Origin of the sequence: Aeromonas sp. S9(2024), assembly GCF_041403185.1 — a bacterium.
In the GTDB taxonomy this organism is placed as follows: domain Bacteria; phylum Pseudomonadota; class Gammaproteobacteria; order Enterobacterales; family Aeromonadaceae; genus Aeromonas; species Aeromonas enteropelogenes.
The window spans coordinates 500,294-518,390 of record NZ_JBGLRE010000001.1 but is presented as its reverse complement, the minus strand read 5'-3'; the positions used below and the strand labels follow the sequence as shown (position 1 = coordinate 518,390).

Annotated in this window: 15 protein-coding genes and 3 tRNA genes; 4 read left to right on the top strand and 14 right to left on the bottom strand. The window is 61.1% G+C overall.

The features are described from left to right. The first annotated feature begins 102 nt into the window (after positions 1-102). Positions 103-1,326 carry an MFS transporter gene (locus ACB028_RS02330; RefSeq protein ID WP_342010397.1) on the top strand — a complete coding sequence of 408 codons (1,224 nt, stop codon included), beginning with the start codon at positions 103-105 and terminating at the stop codon, positions 1,324-1,326. Between the two features lie 4 nt (positions 1,327-1,330). On the opposite strand, the gene ACB028_RS02325 is transcribed toward ACB028_RS02330, so the two are convergent. Beyond that, positions 1,331-2,413 carry a protoglobin domain-containing protein gene (locus tag ACB028_RS02325; protein ID WP_042072222.1) on the bottom strand — a complete coding sequence of 361 codons (1,083 nt, stop codon included), beginning with the start codon at positions 2,411-2,413 and terminating at the stop codon, positions 1,331-1,333. Positions 2,414-2,595: 182 nt separating this feature from the next. Next, positions 2,596-2,949 (bottom strand): DsrE/DsrF/TusD sulfur relay family protein, encoded by a 354-nt coding sequence (locus ACB028_RS02320; protein WP_042072221.1) that lies wholly within the window; start codon positions 2,947-2,949, stop codon positions 2,596-2,598. 162 nt (positions 2,950-3,111) lie between these two features. On the opposite strand from ACB028_RS02320, the gene ACB028_RS02315 reads away from it, so the two are divergent. Then, entirely contained in the window at positions 3,112-3,507 is a 396-nt protein-coding gene (locus ACB028_RS02315; RefSeq protein WP_042024771.1) for a DUF1090 domain-containing protein, read from the top strand. Between the two features lie 272 nt (positions 3,508-3,779). Here ACB028_RS02315 and ACB028_RS02310 read toward each other — a convergent pair whose 3' ends face one another. The 7 genes from ACB028_RS02310 to astB form a co-directional block, all read right to left on the bottom strand. Continuing rightward, complete coding sequence (locus tag ACB028_RS02310; RefSeq protein ID WP_005303946.1) at positions 3,780-4,028, bottom strand: YfhL family 4Fe-4S dicluster ferredoxin; 249 nt, start codon at positions 4,026-4,028, stop codon at positions 3,780-3,782. A 1-nt stretch (position 4,029) separates the two neighbouring features. Beyond that, the gene (gene yegQ, locus ACB028_RS02305) at positions 4,030-5,394 is read right to left on the bottom strand and encodes a tRNA 5-hydroxyuridine modification protein YegQ (protein WP_005303943.1); all 1,365 of its coding nucleotides are present in this window, start codon (positions 5,392-5,394) and stop codon (positions 4,030-4,032) included. Between the two features lie 257 nt (positions 5,395-5,651). After that, a complete protein-coding gene (locus tag ACB028_RS02300; RefSeq protein WP_042072218.1) occupies positions 5,652-5,933 on the bottom strand; it encodes a hypothetical protein in 282 nt (93 codons plus the stop codon). 140 nt (positions 5,934-6,073) lie between these two features. Continuing rightward, positions 6,074-6,158 (bottom strand) — tRNA-Tyr (locus tag ACB028_RS02295). A 31-nt stretch (positions 6,159-6,189) separates the two neighbouring features. Then, positions 6,190-6,274, bottom strand: a tRNA-Tyr gene (locus ACB028_RS02290). Between the two features lie 31 nt (positions 6,275-6,305). Then, positions 6,306-6,390 (bottom strand) — tRNA-Tyr (locus ACB028_RS02285). 242 nt (positions 6,391-6,632) lie between these two features. Next, complete coding sequence (gene astB / locus ACB028_RS02280) at positions 6,633-7,970, bottom strand: N-succinylarginine dihydrolase (protein WP_042072216.1); 1,338 nt, start codon at positions 7,968-7,970, stop codon at positions 6,633-6,635. A 343-nt stretch (positions 7,971-8,313) separates the two neighbouring features. On the opposite strand from astB, the gene topA reads away from it, so the two are divergent. Together topA and ACB028_RS02270 are read left to right on the top strand one after the other, a co-directional pair. Next, a complete protein-coding gene (gene topA, locus ACB028_RS02275) occupies positions 8,314-10,935 on the top strand; it encodes a type I DNA topoisomerase (protein ID WP_061475589.1) in 2,622 nt (873 codons plus the stop codon). 97 nt (positions 10,936-11,032) lie between these two features. Next, positions 11,033-11,197 (top strand): hypothetical protein, encoded by a 165-nt coding sequence (locus tag ACB028_RS02270; protein ID WP_167335334.1) that lies wholly within the window; start codon positions 11,033-11,035, stop codon positions 11,195-11,197. 18 nt (positions 11,198-11,215) lie between these two features. Here ACB028_RS02270 and ACB028_RS02265 read toward each other — a convergent pair whose 3' ends face one another. From ACB028_RS02265 to ACB028_RS02245, 5 genes are all read right to left on the bottom strand, one after another. After that, positions 11,216-11,569, bottom strand: a complete 354-nt coding sequence (locus ACB028_RS02265; RefSeq protein ID WP_124240354.1) for an MGMT family protein — start codon at positions 11,567-11,569, stop codon at positions 11,216-11,218. A gap of 65 nt (positions 11,570-11,634) precedes the next feature. Next, a complete protein-coding gene (locus tag ACB028_RS02260; RefSeq protein ID WP_268855048.1) occupies positions 11,635-13,188 on the bottom strand; it encodes a PAS domain-containing methyl-accepting chemotaxis protein in 1,554 nt (517 codons plus the stop codon). Positions 13,189-13,397: 209 nt separating this feature from the next. After that, complete coding sequence (locus ACB028_RS02255) at positions 13,398-15,263, bottom strand: beta-N-acetylhexosaminidase (RefSeq protein WP_371143392.1); 1,866 nt, start codon at positions 15,261-15,263, stop codon at positions 13,398-13,400. After that, positions 15,248-16,120, bottom strand: a complete 873-nt coding sequence (locus tag ACB028_RS02250; protein WP_371143391.1) for a BadF/BadG/BcrA/BcrD ATPase family protein — start codon at positions 16,118-16,120, stop codon at positions 15,248-15,250. The genes ACB028_RS02255 and ACB028_RS02250 overlap by 16 nt, the downstream gene beginning before the upstream one ends. 216 nt (positions 16,121-16,336) lie before the next feature. Then, a complete protein-coding gene (locus tag ACB028_RS02245) occupies positions 16,337-18,058 on the bottom strand; it encodes a glycoside hydrolase family 9 protein (protein ID WP_371143390.1) in 1,722 nt (573 codons plus the stop codon). Positions 18,059-18,097 lie beyond the last annotated feature (39 nt).

Sequence of the window (18,097 nt, the reverse complement as noted above, 5' to 3'; positions counted from 1 at the left end):
AGGGGAAAGCTGGGAATGAAGTTGCCTCCATTGAATCCCCTTGCTACAACTGAACGCTTTCCCCTCTTCATCGTTGCCCCCGTAGGGCAGGGAGCATAGGCCATGCAATGGAGCACCTTAAGGCAATTTACCCCTCTGGTCTGGATCGTCATCCTGGGTACCTTCATGGTGCGTACCAGCTACTACATGGTGTGGCCGTTTCTCTCCATCCTGCTCTATCGGGACTATGGGTTGTCGGCCACCCTGATAGGTTTGCTGCTGGGGGGCTCGATGGCGCTCTCCACCCTGGTCAGCTTCTACGGTGGCTGGCTCTCTGATCGCTTCGGGCGTCGCAGCATACTGCTGGCGGGCTGTCTGGTGGCGATGCTCTGCTTCGGGCTGCTCGGCTTCTCCCACGCCGTCTTCTGGCTCGGCGTCGGGGTGATGGGCAGTGGCCTCTCATCCGGGCTCATCGATGCCCCCGGCAAGGCGCTGATGGCCGACAGTCTGGCGTCGGCCAAGGCGCGGGAGCTGGCGCTGCATCTGCGCTACTTCCTGCTCAACCTGGGGGCGGCACTGGGGCCGCTTCTGGGAGTGACTCTCGGCATCAATGCCCAGCAGGAGACCTTCGTGGTGCTGTCGCTCAGTTATCTGCTGCTGGGGCTGGCCTTTGTCTGGGGCTTTCGTCAGGTGGCCGCCACCGGCAAGCGCAGCATGGGCGGCCCGGGTCTGCGCGATGCCATCAGGGTCTTGTTGGCAGATCGGGCCTTTTTGCTGCTGGTGATGGCCAACCTCCTGATGGTGCTCGTCTACTCCCAGTTTCACTCGCCACTGGTGCAGTATCTCACCCGTGCCGGCATGCCCGAGGTGGCGGAGCTGGTGGCCCTGCTGGTGACCACCAATGCCTTGACCGTGGTGGTGCTGCAGTTCCCGCTGCTGCGGCTGCTCTCGCGCTGGCCAGTGCGGGTTCGGTTGCATATCGGCATGGCCCTGTTTCTTGCGGCCCAGCTGTTGTTTGCCATGGGGGATCCCCTGGTGCGCAGCCACTGGTTTGCGGCCGTGCTGCTGCTCAGTCTCGGTGAAACAATCCTGTTTCCGCTGCTCAACGTGCTGATCGATCAAATGGCGCCCGGCCACCTCAAGGGCAGTTACTTCGGGGCCAGTGCCCTGGCGGGGTTGGGCGGTGCGGCGGGGGCCTTGCTGGGGGGCTGGATCATCGAGCGGTGGAGCGGGCAATGGCTCTACCTGCTGATGACCCTGCTCTGTGTCGTGACCTTCATGCTCTATGAATGGGGAGCCAGGTTGCAGAGGCGCAGGCCGTCGTCCCCCGTGCTGGAGCAGGGTTAAGAGATCAGTGGGTGTTGCCCGGGGTGACCTCCTTGAGCGCCTTCTTGGCGGCATACATGCGTTCGTCGGCAAGGCGGATGAGACTCAGGCCATCGTCGTAGCGCTCCGGGCCTGTCTGCACTATGCCGATGCTGAGGGTGATGTCTTCCAGCTGTTCCTTGAGAGTCTTGGTGAGCCGCTTGAGGTAGATGTCGCGGGCCTGTGATTCGCTGCAGTTGGGCAGGATCAGGCAGAATTCGTCCCCGCCATAGCGAAAACAGCTGTCTTCGGTGCGAGAGACTTTGCGAATGCAGTTACCCACGACCCGCAGGATCTCGTCCCCCCGCTGGTGCCCCTCCGTGTCATTGATTTGCTTGAAGTTGTCTATGTCGAGATAGGCGATGGCCACAGGCTCGGCCCGGCGCTGGCAGGTGCGCAGGGTCAGCAGCAAGCGCTCCTGCAGATGGCGCACATTGAGCAATCCGGTCAAGGCATCGGTGCGATTGAGCTCCTCCAGCTGCTGGGTACGCTCGCGCACCTTCTCCTCCAGCAGTCTGGCGTAGTTGTCCGATTTCTCCTTGGAGGATTCGATCTCCGATACCAGGCTGCGGATATAGGTCTCGAATACCAGGGTAATGTCGAACAGAAACAACTTGTCGAGAGCGGTCAGCATGGCGACGCGATCCGCCTCTTCGCCTATCTGGTCGAAGATGTCTTCAATGAGCAGCGCCTTGAGGGTGTTGATGGCGGCAAGATAGAGCTTGGGTTCCACTCCGATCCGCTTGTGTACCAGCCCGATCCGCAGCCGGTTGTTGACGTACTCCAGATCGTAGAGGCCGCTGAACAGGTCGAGGATGTAGCGGCGCTGGGCCGTGCGCAGCCGGGTCAGGGTATCGGCGTCGCCGATCAGCAGGGCAATCTCGGTGATGGCAGTTTGTTGCTGGTAGAACTGATCCACCAGGGTATCGATACGGGGTTCTATATTGCCGTGATAGCTGCCGAGCAGGTTGGCATCCCGTTCGGTGAACAGCAACAGCGCTTTGCGATGGGCAATTTCGAATTCGGTGATGCGCATCTGTTCGAGCAGGGTCTGTTCGGTTGGATTCATTGTTGTCCTCTGTCCATGGCGACGCCGTCGTCCGGCGGGGAATGCGGTGCAGATAAAGCCGTGATGGCAATTGATATTGTAGTCAGTTGAATGAGGGGGGGCCTTAATGACCCCCAAACTATGAGGGCCATGGTGTGGACTATAGGGGGGATGGAAGATAAAAAGTAATTAAAAACAGAGCATTAGAAAGTAAGTACCTTGTCGGCGGCGAGCGTCCACTGGGCCAGCATCGGCAGGGTTCCCACCTCGATCCCTTCGATGAGCGGCAGCGCCGTAATGCCGCGCGCATCGGTACAGGTCTTGCACAACCGTATGATCACCCCCTGGGCCAGCAGGATCTCCAGCATCTGGCGCAGATTGTACCCCTCGGCCGGGGCCTGACCCGCCAAGGCTGCGCTCACCGCGTCCGACATCAGAAACAGTTTCAATGTGGCGCCACCCTGTTCATTCAGGGCGATGGCCAGTCGCAGGGCATTGAACAGGGATTCGCTGCCGTAGGGGGCACCGTTGGCGATCACGACAATATCTTGCTTCATAACAGACTCCAGCTTGCAAAAGCGACATTGTAGAACCAACGGGAGAGGGATGGCGTGACTCAGTACAACTTCTGTCGCACCTGTTTCCCGTCGTCTTGACCCGGCCCCGGATCGAGGTTTTTATGGGCAGCTCGAAAAGCAGATATAACCGGGTGGATCCTGATGTGGAAGATGATAGGTGCGAGCCTGCTGTTGCTGGCGGGCCAGGCCTATGGCAGCCAAGCTGTCGGCTGCAAGGCTCGTTTGAAGGCGGTCGATGAACAACTGGTTGAGGCTAAAGCTCAAAAAAATGGCGACAGAGTAGCTGGGCTGGAGCGGGCAAAACGCAATATTCAGGCCTACTGTAGCGACGAAGGGCTTTACCGGGAGCAGCAACAACGGGTGGCAAAGATGCAGCAAGAGGTGGATGCGTATCTGAGTGAATTGCAACAGGCGCGTGTTGCCGGCAGACCGGACAGGGTAGCCGACAAGCAGGGCAAGCTCGATGCCTCCCAGCTTCGCCTGCTGGAGGCTGAACGCGAGCTGCTGGCGCTGCAGCAGCTGATTGGAAAGTCCTGAGCAGTAGCCGAAAGACACAATGAACAAGGCCGGGATATCCCCGGCCTTGTTGCATTCTATTGCCTGTGCATCCGCACAAACTTTTCCATCAGCTGTTCTTCCGTTTCCACATGGACGGGGTCCCGGAGGATGCAGTCCATGTGGCGCAGATGCTGATGCCGGTGTTACTGCCGGTGCATCCGTACGAACTTCTCCATCAACTGATCTTCGGTTTCCACATGAGCGGGATCCCGGATGATGCAGTCCGTGAACTGCAGACGCTGATGAAGGCGTTACTGCCGGTGCATCCGCACAAACTTCTCCATCAGCTGCTCTTCGGTCTCCACATGAGCGGGATCCCAGATGATGCAGTCGATAGGGCAGACACTGATGCAGGTCGGCTTCTCGTAGTGACCGACGCACTCGGTGCAGCGACTGGGGTCGATCTCGTAGATCTCCTCACCGAGGCTGATGGCCTGGTTCGGACACTCGGGATCGCACATGTCACAGTTGATACACTTGTCGGTGATGAGCAGGGACATCTCAGGCGGCCGAGTGGGGCTGACGGGTGTCCTCGCGCTCGCCGAGGTTGCGCAGCAGGATGCCGTAGTTCACGTCCACTTCCTTCGGTACCGGCACGTAGACCACGTGGCCGTTGCCCGGCGCGGTGTCGATAAGCTCGCCCTTGCGGTTCTGCATCTGCTCCAGATTGAAGCTGAGGTTGCCCTGCGGGGTCATCAGCTCCAGGCTGTTGCCCACCAGGAACTTGTTCTTCACCTCGACTTCCACCATGTCACCGTTGCGACCGGTGATCTCGCCGACGAACTGCTGGGTATCGGAGACCGAGTAGCCGTAGTCGTAGTTCTGGTATTCGCTGTGGTTGTGACGGCGCAGGAAGCCTTCGGTGTAGCCGCGGTGGGCCAGGTTCTCCAGGGTACCCATCAGGCTGCGGTCAAACGGGCGGCCGGCTACCGCATCGTCGATCGCCTTGCGATAGACCTGGGCGGTGCGCGCGCAGTAGTAGAAGGACTTGGTACGGCCTTCGATCTTCAGCGAATGGACGCCCATCCTAGTCAGGCGCTCCACGTGCTCGACGGCGCGCAGATCCTTGGAGTTCATGATGTAGGTGCCGTGCTCGTCCTCGAACGCGCTCATGTACTCGCCCGGACGGTTGGACTCTTCCAGCAGCACTAGGGCATCGGTCGGTTTGCCGGCGCCCAGGGTCGGGTCGACTTTCTGTACGGCGATGGGCTCCTGACGGTGGACGATCTGGCCCACCTCGTCTTCCTTGCCCTCGTGCACCTTGTACTCCCAGCGGCAGGAGTTGGTGCAGGTGCCTTGGTTAGGATCGCGCTTGTTGATGTAACCGGAGAGCAGGCAGCGGCCGGAGTAGGCCATGCAGAGGGCGCCGTGGACGAACACCTCGAGCTCCATCTCAGGCACCTGCATGCGGATCTCCTCGATCTCGTCCAGCGACAGCTCGCGAGAGAGGATGGCACGGGTCAGGCCCATCTGATGCCAGAACTTGACCGTGGCCCAGTTGACCGCGTTGGCCTGCACCGAGAGGTGAATGGGCATGTCGGGGAAGGCTTCACGCATCATCATGATGAGACCGGGGTCGGACATGATCAGCGCATCCGGGTTCATCTCCACCACAGGGCGCATGTCGCGGATGAAGGTCTTGAGCTTGGAGTTGTGGGGCTGGATGTTGGCCACCACGTAGAACTGCTTGCCGAGGGCATGGGCTTCGTTGATGCCGAGCTGCAGATTCTCGTGATCGAATTCGTTGTTGCGCACCCGCAGGCTGTAGCGGGGCTGGCCGGCATAGACGGCATCGGCGCCATAGGCGTAGGCGTAACGCATGTTCTTGAGGGAACCTGCGGGGGAGAGCAATTCTGGTTTAAACATGTCGGACTCTTATGTCTGATTGCAAATCAGGACGGCGCCACCTGATGGCGTCGTATGGGTTGAGCGGGGCTCGAGCAGCTTCTCGATGCGCCACGACCCGGCGGTGTCTCCATGCTGCACGTTCACAGGGGAGGCACCGGAAACACGGGGTGCGAGATTGTACTCGTCCCTACGTCATCATGCAATTTAGCAGGGGACGCCGGGAAGGCGCGAGCTGGCATGCCAGCCGCGTTCTGGGGACAGAGCCTGGGGGCAGATCAGTGAGCGAGGTGCACTCGGGGAAAGTGGCTGTTCATGAAGTGGCGGGGGACGCGGCCATTGCCGGCCTTGGCCAACCATTCCCAGTTCAGCTTCGGGGAGCCTGCCTTGAAGCGCTGGTAGGCAACCCCCTGATGCACCGTCAGGAACAGGGTGGTAGGCAGCCCCAGCTTGTTGCTGTAACGCACCATCAGATCCCCCTGATAGCGGCTGACCCTGAGCTTGAGTGCCTGCAATGTGAGTCCGTTGGCATGACCATCCTGGTCCCAGACTTCAAACATGATATGAAGACTCCAATGAAGATGTATCCACGATGCGCAATAGCCAGGGTTTTGACAAGTGTCAGATCTGACAGCAAGCAGAGGATAGGTGAGGAGCCAAAAAGCGAAAACCCGGCGCAGGGCCGGGTTTTCTTGAATGATGGTGGAGGGAGAAGGATTCGAACCTTCGAAGGCAGAGCCGTCAGATTTACAGTCTGATCCCTTTGGCCGCTCGGGAACCCCTCCACAGGGGCACTACACAAATTGTTCAGGAAGATGGTGGAGGGAGAAGGATTCGAACCTTCGAAGGCAGAGCCGTCAGATTTACAGTCTGATCCCTTTGGCCGCTCGGGAACCCCTCCACGGGGTATTTTCCTGATTGTTGCACTTGAATGGTGGAGGGAGAAGGATTCGAACCTTCGAAGGCAGAGCCGTCAGATTTACAGTCTGATCCCTTTGGCCGCTCGGGAACCCCTCCCCAAGTGCGAGGCGCATACTAACAGATCCTTGGGCTTTGTGAACCCCTTGCGCACCCTTCTGGCAGTAAAAAGTGACTGTTCGTCGATTTTTTGATACATCCCGCTCAAATTTCATGCTTATCAGCAAGTTGTGTGCTGTTTTTCTGCACAATATGCATCGGTTGCCTGTTCTGCGGGAATGAAAAACAGCATAAAAAAACAAGGCCGCCCTTAATCGGCGGCCTTGTGCTGCAAGGCAGGCTCAGCGCTGGAACGGGTAGACGGAGCCGAGTTTGAGGATCTGGGTCAGCTCGTCCAGTGCATTGCGGGACTCCAGCACCAGGGCCGGATCCCGCAGATCGTCCAGGGTCAGGCGATCGCGGTAGTGACGTTCCACCCAGGCGTCCAGACGGGCGAACTGGGCATCGTTGATGAGGCAGGCCGGATTGACGGCGGCCAGCTCCTCGTCATTCATGGCGACCCGCAGTCGCAGGCAGGCGGGTCCGCCGCCGTTGCGCATGCTCTGCTTCACGTCCATGTAGTGCACCTGCTTGATCGGGGTGCCCTGAGTCAGCAGCTTGTCCAGATAGGCTGACACAGCCGGGTTGTCGCGACACTCGGTGGGGGCGATGATGGCCATTTCGCCCGAGGGCAGGGTCAGGATCTGGGTGTTGAACAGATAGGATTTCACCGCATCCAGCACGGAAACTTCCGCCGTCGGCACCTCGATGAAGTGCAGGTCCCCTTCGCCAAACTTGGTGCGCACCTCGGCCAGCGCCGACTCGGTATTGAGGAACGCCTGCTGGTGGAAGAAGAGCACGTTCTGGTTGCCCACCGCGATCACGTCGTTGTGGAACACCCCCTGATCGATCACATCCGGGTTTTGCTGGATGAACACCACGCTCTCGTCACCAAGGCCATGGAGACGGGCGATGGCCTGGCTCGCTTCCAGGGTCTGGCGGGCCGGGTAGCGCTTGGGCGCGGGGTGGGAGAGATCAAAGGCGCTGCGACCGTAGACGAACAGCTCGACCCCCGCCTCGCCATAGGCGCGGCACAACCGGGTGTGATTGGCGGCCCCTTCATCGCCGAAGTGATCGTTTTCCGGCAGGTGGAGGTGGTGGCTGAAGTGGCGCTCGTTGTTGAACACGGCGCGCAGGATCCGGCCGGTAACCTCGGGCTCCAGAGAGCGGTGGAATTTGTTGGTCAGGTTGGCGGGGGTGAAGTGGATTCGGCCATCCTGGGTGTCGGCACTCGGTGATACGGTGGCGGCGTTGGCTGTCCACATGCTGGAGGCCGAATAGCAGGCCGCCAGTACGGCAGGGGCCTGTTTGGCAGCCTGTTCCAGCACTCTGGCATCGTTGCCGGTAAAACCGAGGCGGCGCAGGGTGGCGAGATCCGGCCGCTCCTGCGGGGCCAGCACCCCCTGGGTCATGCCAAGTTCGGTCAATGCCTTCATCTTGCGCAGCCCCTGTTTGGCCGCCTCCTTGGGATTGGAGGCTTCCTGGGCATTGCTTTGGGAGGCGACGTTGCCGTAGGAGAGGCCGGCGTAGTTGTGGGTCGGGCCGACCAGACCGTCGAAATTGACCTCGAAGTGCTTCATTGAGTACATCCTTTCGATTTTTATGATGGGTAGCGGTTCCTTCCGCGCGCAATGCGTCGGGGTGGGGCCATTATAAAGAGATTTTATGTTTTTGTAACAACCCGATAACCATCCTCTGTTTTTATGTCGTTTCAGATATAAAAAGAGGAGCGGTATGGCAGAAAATTGAAAAAGCGGTTGCGTCTGGCCCGCACCCTTCGCATTAATAAATAAAGAAGCATGGTAGTTCGGGCTGGTCTGGCAAATTTGTTCACAAGATTGCTTTTTCTCGTCAAATCTCTTATACAGCCCCACAAAACCGCACACCAACCCCGTCGGGTGCAATGAGGATAATAGTTACAGCATGGGCAAATCACTGGTCATAGTGGAGTCTCCGGCCAAGGCCAAGACGATCAACAAATATCTGGGCAAGGACTACGTGGTGAAATCCAGCGTCGGTCATGTTCGCGATCTGCCTACCAGCGGCAGTGCCAGCACCGAGCCCAAGAAACCTGTCATTCGCGGCATCAAGTTGAGCGAATCCGAGAAGGCGGCCAAGGAGCGCAAGGCCCTGTTCGCCCGTATGGGTATCAATCCGACCGCGGGCTGGCAGGCCAACTACCAGATTTTGCCCGGCAAGGAAAAGGTGGTCAGCGAGTTGCAGAGTCTGGCCGAGAAGGCCGACACCATCTATCTCGCAACCGACTTGGATAGAGAGGGGGAAGCGATCGCTTGGCACTTGCGCGAGATCATCGGTGGCGATGACAGCCGCTACAAGCGCGTGGTGTTCAACGAGATCACCAAGAGCGCCATCCAGGAGGCTTTTGCCCAGCCGTCCGAGCTCAACATCGATCGCGTCAACGCCCAGCAGGCCCGTCGTTTCCTCGACCGGGTAGTGGGTTACATGGTCTCTCCGCTCTTGTGGAAGAAGCTGGCTCGCGGCCTCTCCGCCGGCCGGGTGCAGTCGGTCGCGGTGCGTCTCATCGTCGATAAAGAGCGCGAGATCAAGGCGTTCGTGCCGGTGGAGTTCTGGGATCTCAACGCCGATCTGCTGACCGGTGATAAAGCTGATCTGCGGATGGAAGTGGTCAGCCGCAATGGCGCCGACTTCAAGCCGGTGACCCAGGCCGAGACCTTCGCCGCCGTGGCCGCCCTGGAAGGGGTCGACTACAAGGTGGTGAACCGGGAAGACAAGCCGACCGGCTCCAAGCCGTCCGCTCCCTTCATCACCTCTACCCTGCAGCAGGCGGCCTCCACCCGTCTGAGCTTCGGGGTGAAGAAGACCATGATGATGGCACAGCGTCTCTATGAGGCGGGTTACATCACCTATATGCGTACTGACTCCACCAACCTCAGCAAAGAGGCGGTCGACGCGGTGCGTGAATACATCGGCGAGCAGTATGGCGCAGCCTATCTGCCGGCCGAGCCGAATCTGTACGGCGCCAAGGCCAATGCCCAGGAAGCCCACGAGGCGATCCGTCCCTCCAGCGTGCAGGTGACTGCCGAGATGCTGGAAGGGATGGAGCCGGACGCCATGCGCCTCTACGACCTCATCTGGCGCCAGTTTGTGGCCTGCCAGATGACACCTGCCCAGTACGACTCCTCGACCCTGACCGTCAAGGCGGGCGAGTTCGAGCTCAAGGCCCGTGGTCGCACCCTGCGTTTCGCCGGTTGGACCAAGGCATTGCCCCCCATGGGCCGCAAGGGCGAAGACAGCCAGCTGCCGGCGGTGACCGTGGGCGAGGTGCTGAAACTGGTCAAGCTGGATCCGCGCCAGCACTTCACCAAGCCGCCCGCCCGTTTCACCGAAGCGGCGCTGGTGCGCGAGCTGGAGAAGCGCGGCATCGGCCGTCCTTCCACTTACGCTTCCATCATCTCCACCATCGTCGATCGCGGTTATGTGCGGGTCGAGAGCCGCCGTTTCTTCGCCGAGAAGATGGGGGAAATCGTCACCGACCGTCTGGTTGAGAACTTCGTCGAGCTGATGAACTACGAGTTCACCGCCAAGATGGAAGACAAGCTCGATGGCATTGCCGAAGGGAGCCTGGAGTGGAAGAAGGTGCTGGATGCCTTCTACGCCGAATTCACCCAGGAATTGGCGCAGGCCGACAAGGCACCGGAAGAGGGGGGCATGCGTGCCAACCAGATGGTGCTGACTGACATCGACTGCCCGGATTGCGGCCGCAAGATGGGGATTCGCACCGCCACCACCGGCGTCTTCCTCGGCTGCTCCGGTTATGCCCTGCCGCCCAAAGAGCGCTGCAAGAAGACCATCAACCTGGTCTCCGCCGACGAGTTCGTCTCCGCCACCGATGGTGACGAGGCGGAAACCGACGCCCTGCGCGCCAAGCACCGCTGCGGCGTTTGCGGCACCGCGATGGATGCCTACATCATCGACGACAGCCGCAAGCTGCACGTCTGTGGCCGCAACCCTGATTGCGACGGCTACGAAATCGAGAAGGGCCAGTTCAAGCTCAAGGGCTACGAAGGGCCGAGCATCGAGTGCGATCGCTGTGGTTCCGAGATGCAGCTCAAGAACGGCCGCTTTGGCAAGTACATGGGCTGCACCAACGAGACCTGCAAGAATACTCGCAAGATCCTGAAAAACGGCGATATCGCACCACCGAAAGAGGACCCGGTGCCGCTGCCCGAACTGAAATGCACCCAGTCCGACGCCCACTTCGTGCTGCGGGACGGGGCGGCCGGTCTGTTCCTGGCGGCCAGCAATTTCCCCAAATCCCGCGAAACCCGCGCTCCCTTGGTGGAAGAGCTCAAGCGCTTCAAGGATCGCATCTCGGCCAAGCACAAGTACCTGGCTGAAGCACCGCAGACCGACCCGGACGGCAACCCCGCCATCGTGCGCTTCAGTCGCAAGACCAAGGAGCAATACGTGATGAGCGAGGTCAACGGCAAGGCAACTGGCTGGACCGCCCACTACGACAACGGCACCTGGCAACAGAGCTTGCCAAAAGCGAAGAAAGCCTGATGAACAAGAGGCCCCGATACGGGGCCTCTTTGTTTATTGGAGGCGATATACTGAGAGCCGGCTGCAAGGAGTGCAGCGTTGGAACAAGGAGGTTGTGATGGAGATTAGCGAGATCCGTCCGGGCATGAATTATCTGACCCGGGAAGGAACCGCCTATGTGCTGGAAGTGGACAGGCAGAGCCTGCTGGTGCTGGTGCAGCGCGAGGATGAAACCATTCCGGTGCAAGTGCGCAGCGATGCCATCCTGGCCCTGCTGGAGTAGCGTCGCCCCGTCGTCTCGTCAAAACGGTAACAGAAAGAGCAGCTCGGCGAGATCGGGCTGCCACTGCCACTCCCGCATCCTGACTCGCCCGCCTATCACCACGACGCCCTCCTCTTGCAGGCGCCCGGTCTGCTCTGCAAATCCGTTCGATCCTTTTGGCAGCGAAATGGTGCCGCCGGCCCCTATCACCCTGTGCCAGGGCAACACCTTGTCGGTTTCCCGCAGCACCTTGCCCACCAACCTGGCGCGCCCTGGCAGGCCGGCCAGATCGGCAACCTGACCGTAGCTCGCTACCTTTCCCGGCGGGATCAGGGCGATGATGGCCTCGATACGGGCGACCTTGTTGGTGGGCAAAGGGGTGGTGATGGACATGGTGTCAGGTTCCCAAAAAGCAGAAGCGCCATTGTGGCGCTTCTGCTGCTTGCCTGACAAGCCGCTCAACCAAAGGTCTGGCTGATCCGCTTGAGCTGCTTGGCCCGTTCCAGCAGTTGCTGGCTCGACGCGTCCACGCACTGGATCTGCTCGCTGTTGGCCCGGGAGTACTGGGAGATCTGGTTGATACTGCGGCTGATATCTTCCGCCACCGCCTGTTGCTGCTCGGCGGCAGCGGCGATCTGGGCTGAAAACTCCGACACCTGCTCAATTTCATCAAGTACGTCGTGCAGGCTGCTGGAGCCCTGGCGGGTCATCTCGGCACAGCGCCGGGTCTGTTCCAGATTGCTCTGCATCATGACTTTCCACTGTCCCAGGGTTTGCTGGATCTGGGTGATGCTGCCCTGGATCTGCTCGGTCGCCTTGTGAGTGCGGGTCGAGAGGGTGCGTACCTCGTCGGCGACCACCGCAAAGCCGCGCCCTTGCTCGCCAGCCCGGGCTGCCTCGATGGCGGCGTTGAGCGCCAGCAGATTGGTCTGATCGGCGATGCCCTGGATCTCCACCATCACGGTACCGATCCGCTCAGACTCGCTGGCCAGCTCCACGGCGGAGTGGAAGGCCTGCTCGGCCTGGCGAGTGAGCTGTTCTATCTGCTGTTCGGTCTGGCCGAGCTGTCGATCGGTATCCATGCAGTGGTTGCGGGCCTCGCTCACTTGCTGATTGGTATCCTGGATGTTGCGGGCGATCTCCTGAGCAGTGCTGGCCATCTGGGTCATGGCGGTGGCCATCTGCTGGGTCTGGGCATCCTGCTCCGTAATGTCGTGATAGGCCTGGTGGGAAGCCTGTTGCAGATTGGTTGCCAGGGTTTGCAGCGGATGGGTGGCATCATTGACTCGTCCCAGCACGGTCCGGATGCGGGCCTGCCACATCTTGAGGTGGAAGTCGGCGATGGCGCCGGGTTTGTCCCCCGAATAGATGAGCCGGGTCAGGCTGTCATATTCGTGCTCCAGCTGACGCAGGTAGCGGGGCAGGGCGAACAGCTCGCGCCAGTAGGCGACGGAGAGCAGCAGCAGGGGCAACAACATCCACAAAGCACCCAGCCAGCCATGCCAGTGGACGGCCGCCGCCAGGATGGCCAGCAGCAGGGCGGGCACCAGCAGATGACGCACCCTGGTCAGCGAGACGTTCAATTTGGCATGACCCTGTTCGCTTCTGAGCAAGTTGCGATAAGTGAGGGTGGCAATCTCCTTGTGACGGGGATCCGGCCGGGTTCGTACCGACTGGTAGCCGCAGATTTGATCCCCTTCGTAGATGGGAGTGACATAGGCATCGACCCAGTAGTAGCGGCCATCTTTGCAGCGATTTTTCACCATGCCGCGCCAGGGTTTGCCCTCCTTGAGACGCAGCCACAGATCGGCAAACGCGACCTTGGGCATATCGGGATGACGCACCATATTGTGGTTCTGGCCCAGCAACTCTTCGCTGCTGTAGCCGGCGATCTCGCAAAAAGCGGGGTTGGCGTAGGTGATCACGCCGCGGAGATCGGTCGTGGAGACGAGCTGCACATCGGCAGGAACGTCCACTTCTCTATCCACAGTGTGGACCTCTCGGTGAGTCATGATCATGCGCCCCTTTTGTTATTGATAATGAAGTTTTTTAAGTGTGGCATATCCGACCCGGAGTGCTTCTTTTCCATATGAAGGGTGGGGTGGTTTCGTTGGGCGCCGAATTTTGTCAGGATATGGTGAGAAAAGGTAGAGGAAAGTTGTATTTTTGTTGGTTGTTTATAAAAAAAGGCGGCCAGCAGGCCGCCCAAAAAGAGACAACATTACCTCTGTGGCATCCGGTAGCGCACCTGCTGCTGGTCGAGGATCTGCAACTGTCCCGGCAGACGGGCAGCGAAATGATCCCATGCCTTGTGGACCGGATTGCTCCAGGCCACTTCGGCAGTCGCCAGCATGCGCGGAAACAGCATGTAGTCGAGGCGATCACGGGAGGTGATCAATTCTGACCACAGGGGGCTCAATACCCCGAGGATGTTATCGTTGGCATGGAAATCTGCCGGAGCCGGGTCGCATGCGTAGACCTGCTCCAGATTGAGGGTGCCCGCCCAGTAGAGGCCAGGCTCATGAATGTCCTGGCTCCAGGCCAGATCGAGATAGAGATACTGGGCCGGCGCCATGACCACCGGATAACCGGCGGTGGCGGCATCCAGTCCGGCCTGGAAGCTGGTCCAGGCGAACACGGCGGCATCCCGGCTCACCTTGTCGCCATGCAGTATCTCCTCCCAACCCAGCATCTGCTTGCCCTTGCCGGCCAGATAGCGCTGGCAGTGGCGCAGCAAATGACCCTGCAGCTCGCGGCACTCCTTGTATCCCTGTTGTGCCATCAGTCGCTGGCAGGCCGGGCTGTCGGTCCAGACCCCGGTCGGCACCTCGTCTCCGCCCATGTGTACCTGGGGGCCCGGGAACAGCTCGCACACCTCGTCAATCACCGTCTCCAGGAACTGGTAGGTACCCGGCAGCGCCGGGTTGAGCACGTTGTCGTCGAAATGTTGTACCGACAGGTAGCGGGAGCGATCTTCTTCCTCAGTCAGCAACTCGGGCAGTGCCTTGATGGCCGCATGGCAATGACCCGGAATGTCGATCTCCGGGATGATGGTGATGCCGAGCCCGGCGCCGTAGGCCACCAGTTCGCGCACTTCGCTCTGGGTGTAGTAGCCACCGTAAGGTTCGGGGCCGCCGCTCAGCTGGGGATCCACCGCCAGCCCATGGCCCCGCCAAGCACCCTGTTCGGTGAGCGCCGGGAAGGCCTTGATCTCGAGGCGCCACCCTTCGTCATCGGTGAGATGCCAGTGGAAGCGGTTGAACTTGTAGAGACTCATCAGCTTGAGCAGACGCTTGATGGTCGCGGTGCTGTGAAAGTGGCGGGCGCAGTCGAGAAAGATGCCGCGAAAGCCAAAACGGGGGGCATCCTCCAGCTTGACGCAGGGCAGGCTCTCCCCGTGTTGCAGGTACCACTGAGCGAGGCTGACCAGACCGTGACGCCAGCCCGCCTCGCCCGCTGCACTGATCACTATCTCCTCTGGCGTGATGGCCAGATGATAGGCCTCGGGGGGGAGGGGGGCCTCGATGAGGCGGATCCCGGCATCGTGATCCTGATCCAGGGCCAGCCCGGTGAGCTCGTTGAAGTGGGCCAGCAGGGCGCTCAGGTTGCCCGGTCCGCTGACGTGGGCACGCTCCGCCAGCCTGAAATTCCCCTCCAGCAGGGCGAACTGGGCCGGTTGCGGTACTATGCCGCACAGGGGCTCCACCGGTGGCAGGTCGGGTTCACTGACGGCGGGGGCATCCAGCGCAATATCCTGCCCGGCCAGGGTGACGGGTTGCAGGCTGGCGCCCGTGGCGGCCTCCGGCAGGCTCAGGAAAAATCCCTGCGGCATGTCGGAGAGCCGCTTGATGGGGGTATTGCGGCAGCAAAAAGTCAGCTCGCTGCTGCCCCCTTGGGGCGCCAGTACCTTGTAACTGCCGCTCTGGCGCTCAAGCCGGCCCCCTTGCACCGACGCGGGGTCGATGTGACGCGCCAGGCAGAAGTGGAGCTTCCACTGGGCGTCCGGCAAGTGGGAGAGATTGAACCGGAACCAGACATCTTCGCCATCACGTCGGACGACCTGGGTGTGGATCAGGGGTGTAGACATGGATATTCCTCCGATTGGGCAAACAGGATGGCGCCGTCAAGGGCATCGGCCTTGGGGGTCGCAAGGTTGAAACGGGCGAGGCGGGGGGCGAGACGCATGCCGATGCCACCAAGCAGGGCGATCCGGTGCGCGCCAAGCTGCTGCATGCCATCCAGCAGCTGCGCCAGCTGGGTACAGGTTTCGTCAAGCAGCTGGCAGGCGAGCTCGTCGCCATCGCTGGCAGCATCGAATACCCAGGGGGCGAAGTAGCCATATTCGGCCGGGATGGCACGGGCCGCCCAGCGCACCACCTGGGCCTGATCCCGCTTGAAGTGATCCATCAGTCGCACCGCCAGGGTGCTGGGGGGCAGGATACCGTCGTGGCAGAGCAGAGATTGCTGGAGGGCACGCAACCCCAGCCAGGCACCGCTGCCGAGATCCGAGATGGGAAAACCCCGCCCCGAGCAGGTGCGGATCTGCCTGCCCTGATAAATGAGGCCGGCCGAGCCGGTACCGGCGATGAGAATAGCCCCCTCCTGGCCGCCGAAGGCACCGAGACAGGCACCGAAGGCATCGGAAGTCAGCTTGACGCTGGCAAAGGGAAAGGGCATGGCCAGCATGGCGTGATAGCAATCCGCCAGCTCGGCGGAGGCGAGCGCGAGGCCCACTCCCATCTGCTGTTCACACTCGGGGCCAAGTCCGGCCGCCTGCCGGGCGCTGACGATTGCCGCCAGCACGTTGGCGTGGGCATGCAGGATGCCGAGCTCCAGATTGGAGCCGGCGGCCCGTCCCTCGCCCAGGAGTTTGCCCGCCCGGTTGCGAATACGGGCGCGGGTGTGGGTGCCACCGCCATCTACCCCGACCCAGTACTCAATCATGGTGGCCTCCCAGCGCGCTTTGCCAGCTGATGGCCAGGGCAAACCAGGCGGAATGTATGGAGGATCCACTGCTCTCCCCACTGCCAATGATGCTTGAGCCGATCTCAATCATGGTGACCTCCCAGCGCGCTTTGCCAGCTGATGACCAGGGCAAACCAGGCGGAATGTATGGAGGATCCACTGCTCTCCCCACTGCCAATGATGCTTGAGCCGATCTCAATCATGGTGGCCTCCCTGTGCGCTTTGCCAAGTGATGGCCAGGGCGAACCAGGCGGCGTGGGGGATCCACTGCTCGCCCCAGCGCCAGTTTTGATCGAGCCGCTCCTTGTACTCTTGCGGAATAAAGGCGACATCAGCCTCGTCGTCGAAGCCGGCAGTGATGCCGTTGCAGATCCCGCCCTGTGCATTGGGGTAGCCTGCGGTGTAGCTCGGGTTGTTGATACCGTGGCCCGCCAGCATGCAGGCATTGAAGGGGTTTTGTCCCAGGATCCAGTCGAGCTGGTGCTGACCGAAATTGAGCAGGAGCTTGCGCTGGCGAGGCAGCTGGGTGGCGGCGGCAAAGGCAAAGGCCATGGTGGCTAGAGAGGCCAGTCGGGCGTTCTCCCCCTGCCACCAGTAACCGGATTCGTTGTGGTGGGGCATAAAGAAGCTGATACGTGGCGCTTCGCCAACCCCTTTCACATACTGGCGAGCAAGGGAGAAGGGGTTGCCCGCCCGGGCGCACAGCGCCAGCTCGGCGGCCAGTGCCTGCTCGATCACGCTCTGCACCGCGGCCTTGCGCTCCCGATCCGGCTCTACCCCCAAATATTCAAGCAGCGCCAGCACCGGCAAGCCCGCTTCGGCGGCGTGGTAGTAGGGGCGCGAGCCATCCTCGTTGGCGGACCAGTAGTGGCCAAGATCCGGGTGGCTGTGCTGGCGGGCGCACAGCTTGCCGGCCCGATCCCGCACCTCGCCGAGCCACTCGGGCCCCAGCGTTTTGGTCAGCTCGACCGCCGCCAGCAGGGCGCAGTAGTCGTCGATGATGTTCTCGCAGCCATCGTCCAGATAGGCGTGGTTGTGCTCGCGCAGGTGCAGGTAGCCGCGCCGCGCCGCCTCGGCATAGCCGCTTGCATCGATATCGCCGCTGATGCTCTCGCGCGCGGCCCGGGCCAGGGCGGCAATGGTCATGCCCCCGCCCTGACGAAAGCCGGCCTGCCAGTCGGCGGATTTGATCCCCTGCTGGGTGGCGTAGGCGCACAGTTCCCGCTGCTCGGGATCCTTGCTCCACTTGTCGAACAGGGTCATGTAGAAAAAGCCGCTCTCATCCTGCATGCGGCAGAGGAAATCGGCGCCGTGCAGCGCCTCGTCATTGAGCCGCTTGCACAGGTTGATGCCGTCGATGTCGCGACGTGTCGCCAGCAGCTCGCGGCACTTGAGCAGGGCCCACACTACCATGGGGGTCTGCTGGGGATTGAGGTAGTTGGCGTAGGAGAGGTGGCTCAGATACTTGCTCATGTCACCGCTGGCGTCGAACCAGCCGCCGTGCACATCCCGGCGCTTGTCAGTACCAAACAGGCGGGCGTTGCGGTCGGCCCGATCGAAGGTGCCGCTGGCGCGCTGTCCCTTGAAATAGTGAATGACATCGGAGAGGCAACGGCTCGCCAGCAGATCGGGGCCGATGGCAAAGCGGGCGGAACGTACTATGCCCTGGGCGGTGATCGCCTCCAGCCGGTAGTGGCCGGGCTCCTTGCAGGGGGAGAAATCGGCTTTCCAGTAGGCCCGCCCCTGCCACCCATCCACCCGACCGGCCGGTTGCAACGGGGTTTCAAACAGCGTCTGGCCATCATCGAGGCGCTGCAGCCGGACATAGCCGCCGAGATCGTGGGGGGAGCTGGTTTGCAGCAGGGCGATCTTCTGGGCGTCGCAGTCGTAACCCACCTGATTGATCAAAAGTTCCATCAAGGTTTACTCCAAAGGTTCTGCGGTCGGGGGGATGCA

Coding starts and splice junctions, on each gene's coding strand:
- ACB028_RS02330 (WP_342010397.1), top strand. CDS start 103: ATGCAATGGAGCACCTTAAGGCAATTTACCCCTCTGGTCTGGATCGTC.
- ACB028_RS02325 (WP_042072222.1), bottom strand. CDS start 2,413: ATGAATCCAACCGAACAGACCCTGCTCGAACAGATGCGCATCACCGAA.
- ACB028_RS02320 (WP_042072221.1), bottom strand. CDS start 2,949: ATGAAGCAAGATATTGTCGTGATCGCCAACGGTGCCCCCTACGGCAGC.
- ACB028_RS02315 (WP_042024771.1), top strand. CDS start 3,112: ATGTGGAAGATGATAGGTGCGAGCCTGCTGTTGCTGGCGGGCCAGGCC.
- ACB028_RS02310 (WP_005303946.1), bottom strand. CDS start 4,028: ATGTCCCTGCTCATCACCGACAAGTGTATCAACTGTGACATGTGCGAT.
- yegQ (WP_005303943.1), bottom strand. CDS start 5,394: ATGTTTAAACCAGAATTGCTCTCCCCCGCAGGTTCCCTCAAGAACATG.
- ACB028_RS02300 (WP_042072218.1), bottom strand. CDS start 5,933: ATGTTTGAAGTCTGGGACCAGGATGGTCATGCCAACGGACTCACATTG.
- astB (WP_042072216.1), bottom strand. CDS start 7,970: ATGAAGCACTTCGAGGTCAATTTCGACGGTCTGGTCGGCCCGACCCAC.
- topA (WP_061475589.1), top strand. CDS start 8,314: ATGGGCAAATCACTGGTCATAGTGGAGTCTCCGGCCAAGGCCAAGACG.
- ACB028_RS02270 (WP_167335334.1), top strand. CDS start 11,033: ATGGAGATTAGCGAGATCCGTCCGGGCATGAATTATCTGACCCGGGAA.
- ACB028_RS02265 (WP_124240354.1), bottom strand. CDS start 11,569: ATGTCCATCACCACCCCTTTGCCCACCAACAAGGTCGCCCGTATCGAG.
- ACB028_RS02260 (WP_268855048.1), bottom strand. CDS start 13,188: ATGACTCACCGAGAGGTCCACACTGTGGATAGAGAAGTGGACGTTCCT.
- ACB028_RS02255 (WP_371143392.1), bottom strand. CDS start 15,263: ATGTCTACACCCCTGATCCACACCCAGGTCGTCCGACGTGATGGCGAA.
- ACB028_RS02250 (WP_371143391.1), bottom strand. CDS start 16,120: ATGATTGAGTACTGGGTCGGGGTAGATGGCGGTGGCACCCACACCCGC.
- ACB028_RS02245 (WP_371143390.1), bottom strand. CDS start 18,058: ATGGAACTTTTGATCAATCAGGTGGGTTACGACTGCGACGCCCAGAAG.